Origin of the sequence: Peribacillus sp. TH16 (assembly GCF_016651095.1) — a bacterium.
Classification (GTDB): Bacteria; Bacillota; Bacilli; order Bacillales; family DSM-1321; genus Peribacillus; species Peribacillus butanolivorans.
Window position 1 is genome coordinate 1 of sequence record NZ_JAEKEM010000007.1, and the last position, 14612, is coordinate 14612.

23 protein-coding genes and 1 pseudogene are annotated in these 14612 nt (G+C 35.8%); 10 read left to right on the forward strand and 14 right to left on the reverse strand.

The features are described from left to right. From JFV29_RS13925 to JFV29_RS13960, 8 genes are all read right to left on the reverse strand, one after another. Positions 1-223: hypothetical protein (locus tag JFV29_RS13925; protein ID WP_201184602.1), on the reverse strand; the 223-nt coding region annotated here is incomplete at its 3' end. A gap of 99 nt (positions 224-322) precedes the next feature. Then, positions 323-445 (reverse strand): Com family DNA-binding transcriptional regulator, encoded by a 123-nt coding sequence (locus JFV29_RS31705; RefSeq protein ID WP_201184604.1) that lies wholly within the window; start codon positions 443-445, stop codon positions 323-325. 441 nt (positions 446-886) lie between these two features. Then, positions 887-1708 (reverse strand): hypothetical protein, encoded by an 822-nt coding sequence (locus JFV29_RS13935; protein ID WP_201184606.1) that lies wholly within the window; start codon positions 1706-1708, stop codon positions 887-889. Positions 1709-1790: 82 nt separating this feature from the next. Then, positions 1791-2339: a hypothetical protein gene (locus JFV29_RS13940; RefSeq protein WP_201184608.1), complete on the reverse strand. Its 549-nt coding sequence runs from the start codon at positions 2337-2339 to the stop codon at positions 1791-1793. 531 nt (positions 2340-2870) lie between these two features. Then, on the reverse strand, positions 2871-3077 hold the full coding sequence (locus JFV29_RS13945; RefSeq protein ID WP_201184610.1) for a hypothetical protein: 207 nt from the start codon (positions 3075-3077) through the stop codon (positions 2871-2873). A 398-nt stretch (positions 3078-3475) separates the two neighbouring features. Next, positions 3476-4381, reverse strand: a complete 906-nt coding sequence (locus JFV29_RS13950) for a hypothetical protein (RefSeq protein WP_201184613.1) — start codon at positions 4379-4381, stop codon at positions 3476-3478. 95 nt (positions 4382-4476) lie between these two features. After that, the gene (locus JFV29_RS13955) at positions 4477-4689 is read right to left on the reverse strand and encodes a hypothetical protein (RefSeq protein WP_201184615.1); all 213 of its coding nucleotides are present in this window, start codon (positions 4687-4689) and stop codon (positions 4477-4479) included. Then, complete coding sequence (locus JFV29_RS13960; RefSeq protein WP_201184617.1) at positions 4690-5013, reverse strand: hypothetical protein; 324 nt, start codon at positions 5011-5013, stop codon at positions 4690-4692. A gap of 231 nt (positions 5014-5244) precedes the next feature. Here JFV29_RS13960 and JFV29_RS13965 point away from each other — a divergent pair, with 231 nt between their 5' ends. Both JFV29_RS13965 and JFV29_RS13970 read left to right on the forward strand, forming a co-directional pair. Further along, positions 5245-5460, forward strand: a complete 216-nt coding sequence (locus JFV29_RS13965; protein ID WP_201184619.1) for a helix-turn-helix domain-containing protein — start codon at positions 5245-5247, stop codon at positions 5458-5460. Positions 5461-5471: 11 nt separating this feature from the next. After that, the gene (locus JFV29_RS13970) at positions 5472-5633 is read left to right on the forward strand and encodes a hypothetical protein (protein WP_201184622.1); all 162 of its coding nucleotides are present in this window, start codon (positions 5472-5474) and stop codon (positions 5631-5633) included. Here JFV29_RS13970 and JFV29_RS13975 read toward each other — a convergent pair. After that, positions 5626-6156 (reverse strand): hypothetical protein, encoded by a 531-nt coding sequence (locus tag JFV29_RS13975; RefSeq protein ID WP_201184624.1) that lies wholly within the window; start codon positions 6154-6156, stop codon positions 5626-5628. The genes JFV29_RS13970 and JFV29_RS13975 overlap by 8 nt on opposite strands. 178 nt (positions 6157-6334) lie before the next feature. On the opposite strand from JFV29_RS13975, the gene JFV29_RS13980 reads away from it, so the two are divergent. From JFV29_RS13980 to JFV29_RS13990, 3 genes are all read left to right on the forward strand, one after another. Then, positions 6335-6574 (forward strand): hypothetical protein, encoded by a 240-nt coding sequence (locus JFV29_RS13980; RefSeq protein WP_201184626.1) that lies wholly within the window; start codon positions 6335-6337, stop codon positions 6572-6574. 196 nt (positions 6575-6770) lie between these two features. Then, positions 6771-7634, forward strand: coding sequence for a tyrosine-type recombinase/integrase (locus JFV29_RS13985; protein ID WP_201184627.1), 864 nt, complete (start codon positions 6771-6773; stop codon positions 7632-7634). Between the two features lie 55 nt (positions 7635-7689). Beyond that, a complete protein-coding gene (locus JFV29_RS13990) occupies positions 7690-8553 on the forward strand; it encodes a hypothetical protein (RefSeq protein ID WP_201184629.1) in 864 nt (287 codons plus the stop codon). A 128-nt stretch (positions 8554-8681) separates the two neighbouring features. Here JFV29_RS13990 and JFV29_RS13995 read toward each other — a convergent pair whose 3' ends face one another. Both JFV29_RS13995 and JFV29_RS14000 read right to left on the reverse strand, forming a co-directional pair. After that, entirely contained in the window at positions 8682-8942 is a 261-nt protein-coding gene (locus JFV29_RS13995; protein ID WP_242486874.1) for an endonuclease domain-containing protein, read from the reverse strand. 185 nt (positions 8943-9127) lie between these two features. Continuing rightward, positions 9128-9352 carry a helix-turn-helix domain-containing protein gene (locus tag JFV29_RS14000; protein WP_201184631.1) on the reverse strand — a complete coding sequence of 75 codons (225 nt, stop codon included), beginning with the start codon at positions 9350-9352 and terminating at the stop codon, positions 9128-9130. A 432-nt stretch (positions 9353-9784) separates the two neighbouring features. Between JFV29_RS14000 and JFV29_RS14005 the strand changes: the two genes are divergently transcribed. The 4 genes and pseudogenes from JFV29_RS14005 to JFV29_RS14020 all read left to right on the forward strand — a co-directional run bounded on the left by JFV29_RS14005 (position 9785) and on the right by JFV29_RS14020 (position 12363). Further along, positions 9785-10120 (forward strand): hypothetical protein, encoded by a 336-nt coding sequence (locus JFV29_RS14005; RefSeq protein WP_201184633.1) that lies wholly within the window; start codon positions 9785-9787, stop codon positions 10118-10120. Positions 10121-10160: 40 nt separating this feature from the next. Continuing rightward, positions 10161-11318 (forward strand): FtsK/SpoIIIE domain-containing protein, encoded by a 1158-nt coding sequence (locus JFV29_RS14010; RefSeq protein ID WP_201184635.1) that lies wholly within the window; start codon positions 10161-10163, stop codon positions 11316-11318. Further along, positions 11318-11979, forward strand: a pseudogene (locus tag JFV29_RS14015) (hypothetical protein). Before JFV29_RS14010 ends, JFV29_RS14015 begins: the two are co-directional and overlap by 1 nt. A gap of 72 nt (positions 11980-12051) precedes the next feature. Next, complete coding sequence (locus tag JFV29_RS14020) at positions 12052-12363, forward strand: hypothetical protein (RefSeq protein WP_201184637.1); 312 nt, start codon at positions 12052-12054, stop codon at positions 12361-12363. Between the two features lie 225 nt (positions 12364-12588). Here the strand turns inward: JFV29_RS14020 and JFV29_RS14025 are convergent, their stop codons facing one another. The 3 genes from JFV29_RS14025 to JFV29_RS14035 form a co-directional block, all read right to left on the reverse strand. Next, a complete protein-coding gene (locus JFV29_RS14025; protein WP_242486875.1) occupies positions 12589-13128 on the reverse strand; it encodes an NYN domain-containing protein in 540 nt (179 codons plus the stop codon). A gap of 422 nt (positions 13129-13550) precedes the next feature. Continuing rightward, positions 13551-13730 (reverse strand): hypothetical protein, encoded by a 180-nt coding sequence (locus tag JFV29_RS14030; RefSeq protein WP_201184639.1) that lies wholly within the window; start codon positions 13728-13730, stop codon positions 13551-13553. A 164-nt stretch (positions 13731-13894) separates the two neighbouring features. After that, positions 13895-14083, reverse strand: a complete 189-nt coding sequence (locus tag JFV29_RS14035; RefSeq protein ID WP_201184641.1) for a hypothetical protein — start codon at positions 14081-14083, stop codon at positions 13895-13897. Positions 14084-14282: 199 nt separating this feature from the next. On the opposite strand from JFV29_RS14035, the gene JFV29_RS14040 reads away from it, so the two are divergent. Then, the gene (locus tag JFV29_RS14040; RefSeq protein WP_201184643.1) at positions 14283-14594 is read left to right on the forward strand and encodes a hypothetical protein; all 312 of its coding nucleotides are present in this window, start codon (positions 14283-14285) and stop codon (positions 14592-14594) included. Positions 14595-14612 lie beyond the last annotated feature (18 nt).

Genomic DNA, 14612 nt, shown 5'->3' on the forward strand with positions numbered 1-14612 from the left:
TTTTTTCATCTTCATTACTAATAATGTAATAACCACCTCGACCAATTTCATTACAAGTACCTACAGGAGCTCCATATTTCACTACAGCTTCAGAAACCATTCTCCTTACTGTTACACCACTAAATCCTGTTAATTTTGAAATATAAGAAACGGTGGTAGCCCTGCCTTTTCCATAACCGATTAATCCAACTACCTGTTTATGAATCTCTGGTAAATCGTTCATAAGTCGTGCCTCCTGTTTAAGAAAGGTGAAAAAAAGAAAAAGGCCCACAATCTGAGAAGGGAAAATTCCCTTTTCAAACTATGGACCTCAAGGATCTCTCTATTTTTTAACCGTATGTACATTTTTACATTTAGGGCATTTAAACTCGATCACACCCTGAAATTCCCCTTTGCAAAGTAAATGCTTGCAAGGACTGTTTGTACAACGAATTTCCTTTAACATTCCTTTTCCACCTCTCTCGATTTGTATAACACCCTAAATCGGAAAGGAAACACCTTGCAATATTGGTGATAGTTTTTAATTCGATATGGACCGGATTAGTCCTGGCCAAGGTCCAGTAAAAAAATTAACTTTTCTTACAATTTAATTATAACAAATTTTTGCGACAAAAGCTACAATTTTTAAACCTTTAATTATAACATCTAAATTGTATTCATAGGGAATAAATTTTCATAAAACACACTAATTTTATCGGAATTATACACATTATAACCCTGCTAAACTTTGAGCACACCCCTATTAAATCAACGTATTTCCTTAACTCCATACAAAAGGTACATTTCGTAGATTAAAAGGGCTACCTTATTCTCTTCTACAATTTTCTCGTGTCTCTTTACATAACTTACCGACTCCAAATAAAAAACACCCCGAGGGATGCTTATGTCAAAATGTTGCTAATAAGGTTTCTGATACTGCCTGGCCCCACTTTGGATCTGTTAATACAGTTGAAACTACTTTTAATAAAGCTGTCTCACCAAGACCATATACTTTACCAGCAAAATCTTTAAGTTTACTTTGTGAAGGTTCAGGTTTGTTAATTTCCTCCTGAATTTCATTCATGACCTGCTCAACTTCGGCCATTTTTTCTTCAGGTACAACTTGTTGTTCTCTTACCAAATCCATAATCTTATGAGTAATATTTTCATAATTAACGGTTTGCTGTATGTCTTTACCGATTGCAACTGCACTACCTTGCTCGGCTGTAATGCTTCCATAATTGAAAATTTGCAATGCCGCACTGGCAATGCTCTCTTTACCTTTTACTTCAACCTCAACTAAATCGTGAAGGCGATCAATCAGCTCCCTCAAACATGGTCTGGCAATTTCACTAAGGAATTGCTGGATATTATCTTCAAATCTTTTGTGCTTATATATTCTATGACTTAAAGAATCCAAATTAATATCACCTTTTACAACTTGGTCAAATATTTGAACGACATATGCCAATTGCTCATCAACATTTGAAGGTAATTTTAATTCAGATATCCAATGCCCATTACGTGAGAAGTGTATAAATTCAAAATCCACAGGTATTGCAAGGAGAGGCGCTACTATAGAGTTAATTACCTTATCCTCATTAATAATTGATATAAACCTTACAATTCTGGCTTTATAAACTGAATAACCGGCAGTTAAAATGTCAGAGGCCGCAGCATCTAAGGTTCTAATTGCTCGTCTTACTTCTGGCGCATTAAAATTAGTCACAGAAAAACTCCTTTTTGGCTTCTATTTTTTAATGTATATTCAACAAAAATAGACAGATACCTTTCTCCCTTCAAAGGTATAGTTAACTAAAAAGGTTATCCAAAACTTCATTAAAATTTCGGTAAGGACTACTTTTATGTTTAATGTCACCAAAAATTGTATTAGCATCTGTAGTATGGACGATATACCGGTATTCTTCTTTATCCAAACAATTCAGTTTATCTTTAATTTGCTCAATACTATTCTTCAAAGACTGTATCATGGCATCTTGTGTAGTTCCCAAGTTAGTAAACTTAGGAAGCTCATAAATACTTATTGGACTATCAATACTAATATCATACTCTTCCCCATTACTCATCTTTACCTGTAGAACAGATTTACGTTTAGTTATTGTTACACTTATAGAACCCATTGTAGCCTCAAGTTTCCGTTCCTCATCATCATAAGTATCCAGGTCTTCAAGAATAAATTTGTTATCGAAAAGATAATCAATTAATTCCTGAATAGCCTGAGATAACATCCGATTATTAGCTTCAACAAAATAATTATCCCTATATTCAATGAATTGATCACATAATAACTTAGCTTCATCTCTCAATGTAACAATCTGCTGCTCTTTAACAATATTCAAACTAAACACCCCTGTCTATTATGGTTATTTTTCCCTGTAATTTATTCTATCAAATCACCTTCAAAAGATATATAACTCCCAACACCTACTTATCGATCCAAGGTATTCTATAGTTGTTTAATGATATTTAGTTTAAGCTCCATGGTTGATTATTCTTATTTAGATTTTTTTACCTAAATTACTTATTATGCTTGTATTATGGTTTTCGGGGTTTCATACTACCGGAGACTGAGGGTTTGAGGTTAGAGGGCAGACTGAACCCCTTATACGCAGTCAATAAGGCTTAATTTGACTACGGATAAGAGATTCATCTGTACTACCATCAACATCGGGAATCGGCCCTTTTGTACACCTTACTTGATGAATGGAGATTAATCCAAACGCATTCTTTTTACAAACAATCTCTGTCCTGCCTGACGGAGTCTATAACGAGCTCAAAATTGAGTCGGTTACTTTCCCCTTTGAATGCATTCCCCTGCCCTGTAACGGACACCAGAGAACCCACCGTGACTATATGCTGCCACACGCTTATTATGGCCACCGTAAGTAAGGTAACGGATTAGGATTCAACCTTAGACCATAACGCCCTTGTTTTCTGACCTGGAAGGCAAACCAGTAGTTTTTTAGATTCTCATCATGTTCTTCCTTTAACCATGATGCTATGACATCGGTATTTCCGACCCCATAGATTGTATGTGATTGGCTTATGTATGCCGTCAATGCCCTCTTCAGGTACATCACAGCTCTTAGAACGCAAAAAAGCTCCTTGCCTGTAATAGACAAAGAGCTTTGTATCAATAGATTTATATATGAACACAGGTGGTTTCCCATAAAATAACAGGTAAAGTAACAAGTAAAATTATATGTTACTGTTGATTTCAACCACGATATCATGTATTCTTTTATTATCTAATTGAAATTAAATGTGTACCGCAAATACACATTCGCTACTGATCCGCAAAGTCAGTAGCAACTCTCTGGGATTGATCGCGCAACCGGTCAATCCTTTTATTATGCTTATTTTTATATGAACTGCTAAAATTCCGTATATTATTTTTAATAGTAGCATATAGATATAGTTTATAACAATGATGCTTTGTCAAAATGGATAAAAAAAAGACGCATTTTGCGCCCTTTTAAAATAAGGTATCAATATAATTCGGTTTCGGTGAATCACTCGTACGCATTTTGGATTCAGGGTGCTCTTTAGATTCAAACTCCCTGTAATCATCTTCCTCATCTTCAGTATTGATACTCTCTATATATCGATAAATACATCCTGATCCCCCATTTGGTGCCAGGAATGATAATATATTTCCGTTATTTTTAGGAGATAAGTTTTCAAAATGATAATCCACTAAGTCATGCCACATATTTTCATCTATATCTAAGTCTATAGTAAACTCATGATACATAGAGGTTAACTCGTCTATTTTATCCTTATTCATTGTAGGATGTTCTTTCCCGAATTTACCTTTATATTTAAATGAATAATAAGAGAAAACGTCATTTTCGTCAGAAATGATGTATATGTTTATATTATTATTATTTTTAATATTATTTAAATTAGTATTATTAATCCTCCCATTGGGTTGGACAAGTTCCTCCATTTGGGCGGAACTGTTGATATAACTGGTGTGAATCTCCTTTTTCTTCTGATTCTTCAACTCTAATTCCTGTTCTAACTCTGATTTTTTCTGTTTGCCTTCACTTAGAATATTCATTACCAAAGAATCATCATCAACAATTTTAAAGTATCTTCTTGCCGGCAATCCTCGTTTATCTGTCTTGATTAAACCTAATTTCTCGAGTTGCTTAATAGCTGCACTTTGAGGTTTCTCACCCAGTCCTGTATCAAGCCGTATATTGTCAACGGTATTAAAGAAAAAACCGTCCTCTGTCAATTGTTCTCTATTCTCAAAATAAGCACGTTTACTGATTAATTCTGAATACAAAATGGCAGCATTTAACCCAATCGCATGGACGAGGTTTTTATTAACCACGATACTACCGTCCGAACGCAACATATCTATAATAATCATGGCTTGTCTCCTTTTTTTATATTATAACAGGATGCTTGTTGTAGCACCCTGCTTGTTTTATAATCAAGCTATCGAATATTTAACGGGAAGAGTGATCAGTTGCTGCTGGTCGCTCTTTTTCTATATAAACTTAATGTTGCAATCAATAAATCAATTTCGTCAGCATATAACTGGACGCTTTTACCCTCATCTTCTTTATCTCCTTTGCGAGAAATGCACATATTGACTGCCGTTTCGTGACCAGGCGATATTTCTAATACAACGGTATCGTTAAATACTAAGCGTGTAACCAAATCGAGTTTATTCAATTAAATTACCCCCTTTTCAGTTGATTTTTTATTACCGTATATTTTCTCGAATGTAGTTCCGTAAAATAAAGTGCCGTACTGTCTCCCTGTTTCTCCGGCTGGAATACTATCTGTATAAAAAATCATCTCTTCAACCATGCAATCAATTTCTTGATGATTCACCGCCACAATCCTAAACCCGTCTACAAGCTGATTATTTTCGTCAACAATAACAAACATCGGCTCTTTCACTTCATCAAAGAAAATATCCTTTGATAAAACGTCTGTTGTTTGGTAATCGACTGTATTCCTTAGGACCATTTTTGTAAGGTTGGCTGTATTCATAATAAATTCCTCCTGTACTAAACTGTAGTTTTGTATTGAGTTTTACTATTTGGCTGCAGAGACAAGAAACATGTTCTATTCAGATAATCACCATCATGTTTTCTCTTTGCTGTTACCCTAACTATAAAACGAAATAATCGTTTTGTCAAACGTATTATTAATTTAATTACCAAATAATCGTTTTATAATGTTATTATTGTTTTACACATAATAATCATGGGGGTTACAAAGATGAAAGAAATCAATTTATCAGAAATGAGTATTAAAACAGCTGTACGGATTATGATGGAGGATAGTGAATATAGCCAATTCCAAAAAGTTGCTGAAGCTTTAGGGATACGAAAAAGCACGTTTCAATCAGCATTAGATAACGATGCATTGCGAGTTAGGGATTTATTGAAGGTAGCAGATCTATTGGGGTACCAAGTTAAAATAGGCCAAAAATAAAGGTGGGCAATGTGGCAAAAACAACAATTGAAAATATAGGTGAACGAAAAGAACTTTCAGATGAAGCCTTAGAAAGGTTTGTTGAAATTTATCTCAAAATGGTAAAGGAAAACGAGTTAAAACTTACTAAAAAAAGGACAGCACATAACCGTGCAGTCCCTAATCCTAACTAAACCATTTCATAAAGCCTTTACGCTTGTTTTTCTCTTCCTTGGCTTCCAGGAGGAGTTTTTTTGTTTCTTTTGATTCCTTTATATTCTCTTGAATAAGTTGTTCACGCTTATCTAATCGTTCTTCTATGTATTGTTGCTGTTCGTCTAATCGCTGCAAAAGCTTTTTATTAAACTCTTCTTGCCGTTCTATATGATCCAACAATTCTTGTATGACTTCATCTCCGTAACGGTTTGAAGGAACAGCGATCTCGGTGTTCTTTTCCTCGGACGCATCGTCATTAACCTTTGTTACAACAATCAATGAGGCGTTCTCCAAGCTTAAATTCTGAACTTGAACCAACTGTCTCAACTGGCGAAGTATAACCATGTCCTTTTCAAAGAACACCCTACGGTTATTATCCGTTCTCGGGAAATTGTATCCATGATGTTCAATAGCAAGACACCACTTCCTTAATGTACTATCTCCTATACCTAACGAGATACTCGCTTCTTTAGGAGCTATTGGCTTGTCCGTTACTTCCATCGTTACCCCCCCGTTCTTTAGGGTTATTGTAGTCCAAGTATTCATTCAATGATAGCGAACATAAATTCGTTTCAATAGTTACAAACAAACATCAACATATATAATTACTATATAAACGCTAACTGAAGTAGATTTTTAGGAGTTAATTGAAAGTCGATTTACTAAAGGGTGATGAAGGATGAACATTAATATCAAAGTTTATTTACATTCGAAGGGAACGAAATTTTTGCAGAGTGGAAGCTTCCCTGTTTCTAATTCAGATTATAAGAAGAATCCAGATTCGGCAGCTGCCGTTGCGGCATATAAATGGATTCAACAAATCAAAATTAACTTTGCTGCAAGTGAGGATTTTCGTATCGATCAAGTGATTTATAACCAGGATGATGATATTACGGATTTAGTTAAGAATTTAGGATAATTGGCCTCGAAAACAGTGATTATGTAAACTAAAAGACATCCATATTGTTTGGTGTCTTTTTAATTTGCTTATAAATCAACATTTACAGGAAACTCAATACAAAACCAAAATATTGTATTGACTTTATTTACCCCTACATTTATTATGAAATTAACAACAAAACGAAATAATCGTTTTATAAGGGAGATGGTTAGTAATGAAAAATACTGATTATTTAGAAGCATTCACTGATTACTTGATTGAAGAGGAAAAAAGCGAAGGTACTGTATCGGGATATAAATTAGATGTGAAGGACTTTTTAAGCTTTATAGGTAAATGTATTAAAGACCTCAAAAGAACCGACGTTACGGCTTATAAGGAACATTTAAGAGTACGTAAATTAAAAACTCTTTCTATAAACAGAAAATTAGTTAGTGTTAAACAATTTATCGATTTCTTAAATGATCGGTTTGAATTAGGAGTGTCAGCTCGCATTAAGCAAGAGAAGGTCCAGAAACAGTATTCTTTGAAGGATGAAGATTTACTTACTGAAGAGGATTTTCAGGCTCTTATCGGAGCTGTGGAAGCTTCTGGAGACATCAGAACAAAAGCGATCTTTGAAGCTATGTATTATTCAGGAATGCGTGTAAGTGAAATGCTGCAGCTCCGTATGGATCATGTCACGTCTGGCAAAAAAATTATCGAAGATATTAAGGGTAAAGGTGGGAAATACCGCGATATTTACATCAGTGATAAGCTTAGAAATTCATTGAAAGCATACTTAGAAGTGAGAACACAGCCGTTCTCCAGTAACACTAAATTATTATTTGTTGGTCAACGTGGTCCGATTTCACGTCAAACGGTTCATAATGATATGAAAAAGTATGCTTCCATCGTCGGAATTGAATTAGCAAAAGCCCACGCCCATAATTTACGTCACTTATTCGGACTCAAATTAGCAGCAAAAGGTTTGCCTATCCAAGACATTGCTAAGTACATGGGACATACGAGCATTGAGGTAACAAAAATTTATCTGGAAAAACCGCAATCATATTATTCTGGTCTTATTAACCAGTTATAATATATTCTACTTTTTATAAAGGATGGATCGTATGCCTTATACTTATAATCTTAAAATGGATTTTCAAAATAATTGGATTGATATGCTTAAGTATCAATTAGAAAACATGGGCTATGAGCCTTCATCTAATAGACAAGACATATGTTTCAAATACTTCAATTTGCAAAAAAGATTAATCGCTCCCCATCCCAGAAAGATACTAATTTCAAAGGAATTCACTTATCCCAAAGAATTTGAAAATGGATTGGAATTAATAAAGAGTAAAATAGAAAAAGGTACAAACTTGAAACATCATTTAAGCAGTTTGATTTCTAATTTAGATTATAACGATCAATTTTTGAATGATTGGGGAATACATCATTTACATTTAGGTACTGAATTAAATGGAAATTTTGTAAATAGAACTGGGCCAGTATTGTTTGTTAGGTTTGATGATAATTACGCTTATTTCATTAATGTTTTCAATCATGGCAAATCTGCCAGAAAAACGCCATGGTACAGACAAGAAATGATTGCAATTATTCACAGAAATTGGCCAGATTCTATAAATCAATTTGTTTTAAAAGGTATTAATAACATTAACCCAATTCCAACTGATAGTGATATAAAAAATTCAAGAAAACACAATTCAATGAGTCTTATTAAAGTAGACGGCGTGGCCTACGCTCCAATTGGAATGGGATATGCAGCTTCCGGTCATAGCATAGAGGCACACAGGATTTGTGATATTTATTATGAGTCTATTAATCATTATGAAAAATGGATAAGGGAAAATCCTGGTATGTTAATTAAGGAAGCCAATAAGCGCGGCATTAACATCGGGAATAATATCCACCTGCTTTTAGGAATTAAAAATAATGACTTATATGCTTTAGAAGTTTACTCTCGTGTTTTTTTTAGGATTGGATCATTAAGTTAAAAAGTGGAGACAGGGATAAGAGCATCAGATTAACTGATGCTCTTATCCTTTATATCTGTCAAAAAAACCTTTCACATATTCTTCATATCAGTGTGAATTACCTCCGTTTATTGAACTTCTCCCTGCAATTAACGATTCTTTTCTTTATCTATTCGTTCTAACACTTTCCTCATCCTTCCGTTTATAGCGCTGCCGGAGAACCTTAATACTTTCCAACCGTTTTTCCGTAGATATTTATTTTTTCTTCTGTCATGGGCTTTTTGTTCAGGTGAAGAATGAAATGCCTTACCATCACACTCAATAGCTATACGATACGATTGTAAGGCTAAATCAATACGATACCTCCCACAAGGAACTTGAGGCTCTACATTCTCCCCCCTGAAAATCAAGGCATTGTATAATCGCCACTCTATAGGTGATTCTGGTCTTCTTCCGGGAACCTCTTTTTCGAATCCTAACTTTCTTATCCGTAAAAAACAATTCCTAATGTTACTAACGAAAAGAAGACTACATACTCAATCATAAAAAACCTCCGTAAGTGTTTTTGAGTGGTAGTCTTTCCTCGCCATTTCAATTACATACTCCAAAAATCATCATAATTCACTTCATATCCGGCCTTTTTTAAAGCTTTTATAATCCTCGCTGCATTCTTCATAGATGGTTGATTATCGTCAGATTGAGCTACTCTGCTTATGCTATTCCTATTTACCCCACTGACTTCGCAAATCTCCTGTTGTGTGATTCCATTCCGATCAAGAAACTTCCCAAACTTTGACCGTCTTTTCCCTAAACCGAACATTATTTTCAATCCTCCTGGTTAAATTTATATGCTCACCAGTATCGACTGAAATTTTGGCCTTTATTCACATTTTTGTGATTTTCGCCTATAAAGTGTGAAACATGTACAAGCAGTCTCCATAGGCTTTATCAAGGTACCTAATTTGGGAGTTAGCAACTTCTGACCAAAGTACTTACCAAGTTACCTATCAAGATAGTCCTATCAAGGTAATGAACCTTTACAGGTTGATAAATAAGAGAAATGAAATGTGTTTAGAAGGAGCCGGAGGGCGAGTGGATGGGGGAGAGGCGAGAGGGGGAAAAGAAAAATCTGAACCGCCAAAGTTGGAGTGCCAACCGGCGCAAAATTGCGCTGGTTGCCCTCCACAAAATTGTGGAGAGACACCTTATACTTCACGGCTAAACATTCAGCAGTCAAAAAGGAGACTACATTATGTTACTTAATCTGCCTTTTGTATCGAGTAAGATAGAAACCGTTGATTTTAAAGCATTCATGAACAAAGAACAGCCGAAGAACGTAAGGATTGGTAAAAAAACACCTGTCCTATTCTCCTTCATACCTTTGCATCCTGGCGCGATGATTGACCCGGTATTTATCGGTATAGGTGCTGGAATTATCTTAATAGCCCTAATCGAAAAGGGATTAGCTGATACAGGTAACGTTTCAATTGCAGCCTTTTTATCCACTTTCCTGCGTATTTCATTTCCAATAGCCGGCATAGCTGCCCTGTGGTACCTCGTCAATGATTTGAAATTCTTATTCTGGTAAGCAATAAATCAAATTGATTTATCAAAGGAGGAAATGGTTAATGAAAATGTGGTTAGCAAAGCAGAAGGCCAAAGCAGAGCTTCTAAAAGCCTTTCGAAACGGTGAGATAGGGAATCATTATTCTTACAGTTCCAACTCTGGATTGATTTACCCCAAGATTCATTCCGTACAATTTGACAATAAGAAAAAAACACTTATGTATGTTTTTACCCTCCCTACTGGTATGGATCCAAAAGAAGTTATGAAAAAAGAATATTGCTTTAAACAGGTATTCGGGGAACGAATAGAGCTAAAAGGAGACATTAAAAAATTCACCCTAACAGTGTTCACTGCGCCTATCCCTAATCTTGTCCGTTATAAGGCAGAACGCTTTGTAGAACAGGCTAAGAACGCTAAATTACCTATTGTTTGTGGTGTTGATATGAACGGACAGAACGTGGTTTATGACATGGTAGAACACCCTCATTTATTGATTGCTGGCGAAACGGGATCCGGGAAATCTACACAACTAAGGTCCATCCTTACATCGCTAATTACGATGATAGATCCTAAACGTTTGCAGCTGTTCTTATGCGACCTTAAACGCTCTGAATTCCATTTGTTCCGCAGGATTGAACACGTTGAGGCTGTTCTCGTGAGTCCTGTTGATATGCTCCCTATGCTAATACACTTGCGCGAAGAAACAACTAAACGGGGAGATTTACTGGATGCTCACGAAGTAGCTCATATCGACGATTTACCAGATCCACCACCATATATCATTCTTTGCATAGATGAAGTTGCATTACTCAAGAAGGAAAAGAAAATCATGGATATTATCGAAGAGATAAGCGCTATTGGACGCGCACTTGGTATCTACTTAATCCTTTCCATGCAAAGACCTGACGCGAAGCTCTTAGAAGGAGCATTAAAGAATAACTTAACTGTCCGCATGGGATTTAAATGTGCTGATTTAATCAATGCCAGGATAATCGGAACCCCGGGTAGTGAGAAAATAAAGCAAGATGGAAGAATGTTGTTAAAATTACAAGGTCAAGACGAGTTAAAGGAGATTCAAGCTCCGTATTTGGTCGTTAAAGAGGCTAAAAAAATATTAGAGAGTCATAAGTATCCCGTTACTAAAAACACCGAAAAAGGGCCTTCTAAGCGTTCTGATGACCCAGAGATTATTGACACCATATTCGAGGTGTTGGATTGATGAAAAAACGAGACTTGGCAATTCTAAGCGACTTACAGCGTTTCCGGTGTTTAACTCGAGACGATATTATCGATCTCCATTTTTCCGGTTTAAAAAATCCTATTACATGCTGCAATACCGTTTTAAAGCGATTAAGAAGAGATGGTCAAATCGAAGTAAATACATCCCAGCAACCATATATCTACTTTCACTCCCCAGCTCCCATAAAAAAGACTCTGCTAAAATCCCTCATTTCCTTAAAATCGTTGAATTTTATAAGTCGCTGCTCAATTTTGAGCCGTCAGAATCCTTTATAGTAGAACCGAAGTACGGAAAGGGTTATATGGAACCGGATGCCTTCATGATATGGAAACGCGCGCCGTTCTTTGTAGAGATTCAGCGTTCTATCTATTCAGAAAAGGTAATGAACGAAAAATTTCGTCGATATGTCTCTTACTACATGAGCAATGAATGGCAGTACGAACCATGGCAGCCGGAAGGTAAAAAGGTTTTCCCTAAGATTATACTGATTGCTGATCACCGGTATAATTTACCGATCCATTCAGGTGTCCAATTCTTCCAGGTCCAGGACATAAAACAATTCCTTATTTTTGCTTCAAAGACTCGGGAAATGAAAAAAGTCTCTAAGGAAACTCAAGGTATAAAAATAAGTATAGGATAGAAACCATTGCAGGAGATCAGGCATCCTTAATCGAATTACAAAGATTGAATGCACAGTAAGGAGGAAATACTTTTGTTCAAAACTAACTCAGTAAGAATGATTGATGATTTCGGTAGAAGATTCAAGATTAGAAATATCGAATATGAAATTGATAAATGGGAATTCAATGTCGATGGAATGTTTGGTCATATTCACTTCACCGTACCCAAAGGGAGTTATGAGTACAATGCAAATAACGGCGCTTATTGCTCTAAAAAAGATAATGAATATGATTTAATTCATGTAGCAACACCATGTTTCCTTGATGAGGAAAATGCGATAGAGATGTCATTATCCCAAATTTTTAAAGAGGCCATTGCTTTCGCCGATTTAAACCTAAGTTAACAAAAAAGGAGCCCTAATTTGGTGGCTCCTTCTTCATCTCGATACAAAAGAATGCTTATGTAATGTTTCTTCTATGTGTAAAAAGGGAATTAAAATGTCGAACGAAATTATGCATGGACAAGAGGTCATTGTCCATACTATTAGTAAAGGGCTGTATAGGTTCGGACTATATAGCTCAGAGCTAAGGCTGCGTGAGGATCTGGACCTCCGCAGTCTTTTTATTATTTATCGCATACATTGATCGAAATCTGTTTTAAATAAAGTAATGTTGTCATCAGAAAGATCCTTAATATAACCAGCTTTCTGTTTATCTACAACTGCGACAACAATATTTTTTCCCAAACTTCTTGCCATAGCTATCGCAGATTCATAATCAGAATCAGCACTAAATAAAATCGCTTCATCATATCCATTATTAAAAGCTAACGAAACTAAATCCACAGCTATATTTACATCTGTCCCTTTTTCGGTGAAAATATTATTGCCATTTTTATCTTGGCCAATAACTTTTAGGTATCCGGTTTTCGCTATACATTTAGGGACCCTTTTATTTAATCTATCAACGAAAGTTTTTGTGGCTGCTGCTTTTGTTTTATCAACGCTTCCTACTGCCGTGTAGTAATATAAACGCTGTAGATAGCCGTTTCTTTTTTGGGCTACATATTCAGCTAACTTTCCATAATCTATCCTTTGTTGAGTCCCGTATAACCCGGTAAGTGCAGACTCGAAATTATTTCCATCTATAAACACCATAACTCTTTTCATCCGGAATCCTCCCTAAAAAACACTAAAGGCGCCAGCTCTAATGCTGACGCCTCTTCTCAATACTCTCTTGCACTTAGGCTCCGATTGCCCAGCGCTTAATAACTCTGAAAGTACCGTCTCCGAATGACGGACTTATAAATATCTCTTTAGTTAAAGGTCCGAACCCTTCAACTTGTTGCTCTCAGTATACAAAAAGCCGGACAAGCTGTCAACACCTTTAACCTAACTGCTGACTGGCTTGACAGCTATTTACCTGGTTTATAAAAGACTACACAGGTCCTGGTAACATCTCTTTTTTTAAGGCCTCATTAAATTCATTTTTTTAGACCGTCGAAATAGCCGAGTGCTTCTTTTTTTATCGTGTAAGAAAATCCTTTTTTAGGTCTCTGAAATCTCCTGATACCTTAACATTCCTTAACAACTCAAAGCATTTTCGCTTCAATCCGACCAAGAATGGTGTTTAATTGATCCTTTTTGTTTTTCTCGATAAACTCATTAGCTGCTCCCATAATGAGGCGTTCTAAGCTTTCAAACTTGGTATGAGTTGTTTCTAAATGGATGTGCATAGCTTGGTCATCATGTTTTATATTAAATACCTTCACAAGTAGCAACCCCTTTATAGATAATCATTTTAAACTCAACTTCCCCCTACTTCTGTAGCACTTCTGTAGCACTCCTTACGCGCGTGAAAGTTAGGTTTTATTAGGTTTTGTAGCACCTGTACGTTTAGGGTGTCTAATTTGTTTAACTTGTAGCATTCCAATGATTATGAGGTTTTGTATCTTTCATCAATCCACGCTCTGTGCCGTATATTGTGCCATTCACGCTTTGCTGCATATCTTCTAACAGATTGATAAGGTATATCGTACCTTTCGCTGACCTCCCTAAGTGAAATTCTGCTTTGGTGTCCAGCTTCTAAGAAATAACTTTCTACAGCTTTCCAGTCATATTTCATATAAATTACCTCCGAGTGTTTTCCGAGTGTCTTTTTTAAGGCCTGTAAAATCGGTAAATGTAGTGTTTTGTAGTAACTCCGAGAAACCTTAGCATTCCTTATCATTTCTTTACCTTCGGGTTTTTTATCGTGTCGGAAAATTCCCTTTTAAAATGTACGACACGAAGGATTTTCATTCCAATAAATGGAATACAATTAGGTGAGGGGTGATGTCGTGTATTATTTAATTGCGATTCCTATAGCCGTGCTGCTTTATCATTCAATATGGATTATAGGAAAAAAATATATAGGCAAGGAACCATTATGGCTTAAAGTTTATTTATGGTGTGTATTGCTTTATGTTGTGATAACACCGACAGTCTTTGTTAATTACTTATTTGATAAACTCAAGATCCCAGGTACTATAACCACTTATGCAATGTTATTAACCGGACTATTAGTCTTTTTCCTGGCTATTACATGTTACCCTAAACAAACGATTGAAAAAGATGGGTTTAGGGAGCATCAATAAACACTCCCTAATTCCCTT

Excerpts from the sequence above, each read along its gene's own strand:
- JFV29_RS31705 (WP_201184604.1), bottom strand. The coding sequence starts at position 445 with ATGTTAAAGGAAATTCGTTGTACAAACAGTCCTTGCAAGCATTTACTT.
- JFV29_RS13945 (WP_201184610.1), bottom strand. The coding sequence starts at position 3,077 with ATGTACCTGAAGAGGGCATTGACGGCATACATAAGCCAATCACATACA.
- JFV29_RS13950 (WP_201184613.1), bottom strand. The coding sequence starts at position 4,381 with ATGATTATTATAGATATGTTGCGTTCGGACGGTAGTATCGTGGTTAAT.
- JFV29_RS13960 (WP_201184617.1), bottom strand. The coding sequence starts at position 5,013 with ATGAATACAGCCAACCTTACAAAAATGGTCCTAAGGAATACAGTCGAT.
- JFV29_RS13965 (WP_201184619.1), top strand. The coding sequence starts at position 5,245 with ATGAAAGAAATCAATTTATCAGAAATGAGTATTAAAACAGCTGTACGG.
- JFV29_RS13975 (WP_201184624.1), bottom strand. The coding sequence starts at position 6,156 with ATGGAAGTAACGGACAAGCCAATAGCTCCTAAAGAAGCGAGTATCTCG.
- JFV29_RS13980 (WP_201184626.1), top strand. The coding sequence starts at position 6,335 with ATGAACATTAATATCAAAGTTTATTTACATTCGAAGGGAACGAAATTT.
- JFV29_RS13985 (WP_201184627.1), top strand. The coding sequence starts at position 6,771 with ATGAAAAATACTGATTATTTAGAAGCATTCACTGATTACTTGATTGAA.
- JFV29_RS13990 (WP_201184629.1), top strand. The coding sequence starts at position 7,690 with ATGGATTTTCAAAATAATTGGATTGATATGCTTAAGTATCAATTAGAA.
- JFV29_RS14000 (WP_201184631.1), bottom strand. The coding sequence starts at position 9,352 with ATGTTCGGTTTAGGGAAAAGACGGTCAAAGTTTGGGAAGTTTCTTGAT.
- JFV29_RS14005 (WP_201184633.1), top strand. The coding sequence starts at position 9,785 with ATGTTACTTAATCTGCCTTTTGTATCGAGTAAGATAGAAACCGTTGAT.
- JFV29_RS14010 (WP_201184635.1), top strand. The coding sequence starts at position 10,161 with ATGAAAATGTGGTTAGCAAAGCAGAAGGCCAAAGCAGAGCTTCTAAAA.
- JFV29_RS14025 (WP_242486875.1), bottom strand. The coding sequence starts at position 13,128 with ATGAAAAGAGTTATGGTGTTTATAGATGGAAATAATTTCGAGTCTGCA.
- JFV29_RS14035 (WP_201184641.1), bottom strand. The coding sequence starts at position 14,083 with ATGAAATATGACTGGAAAGCTGTAGAAAGTTATTTCTTAGAAGCTGGA.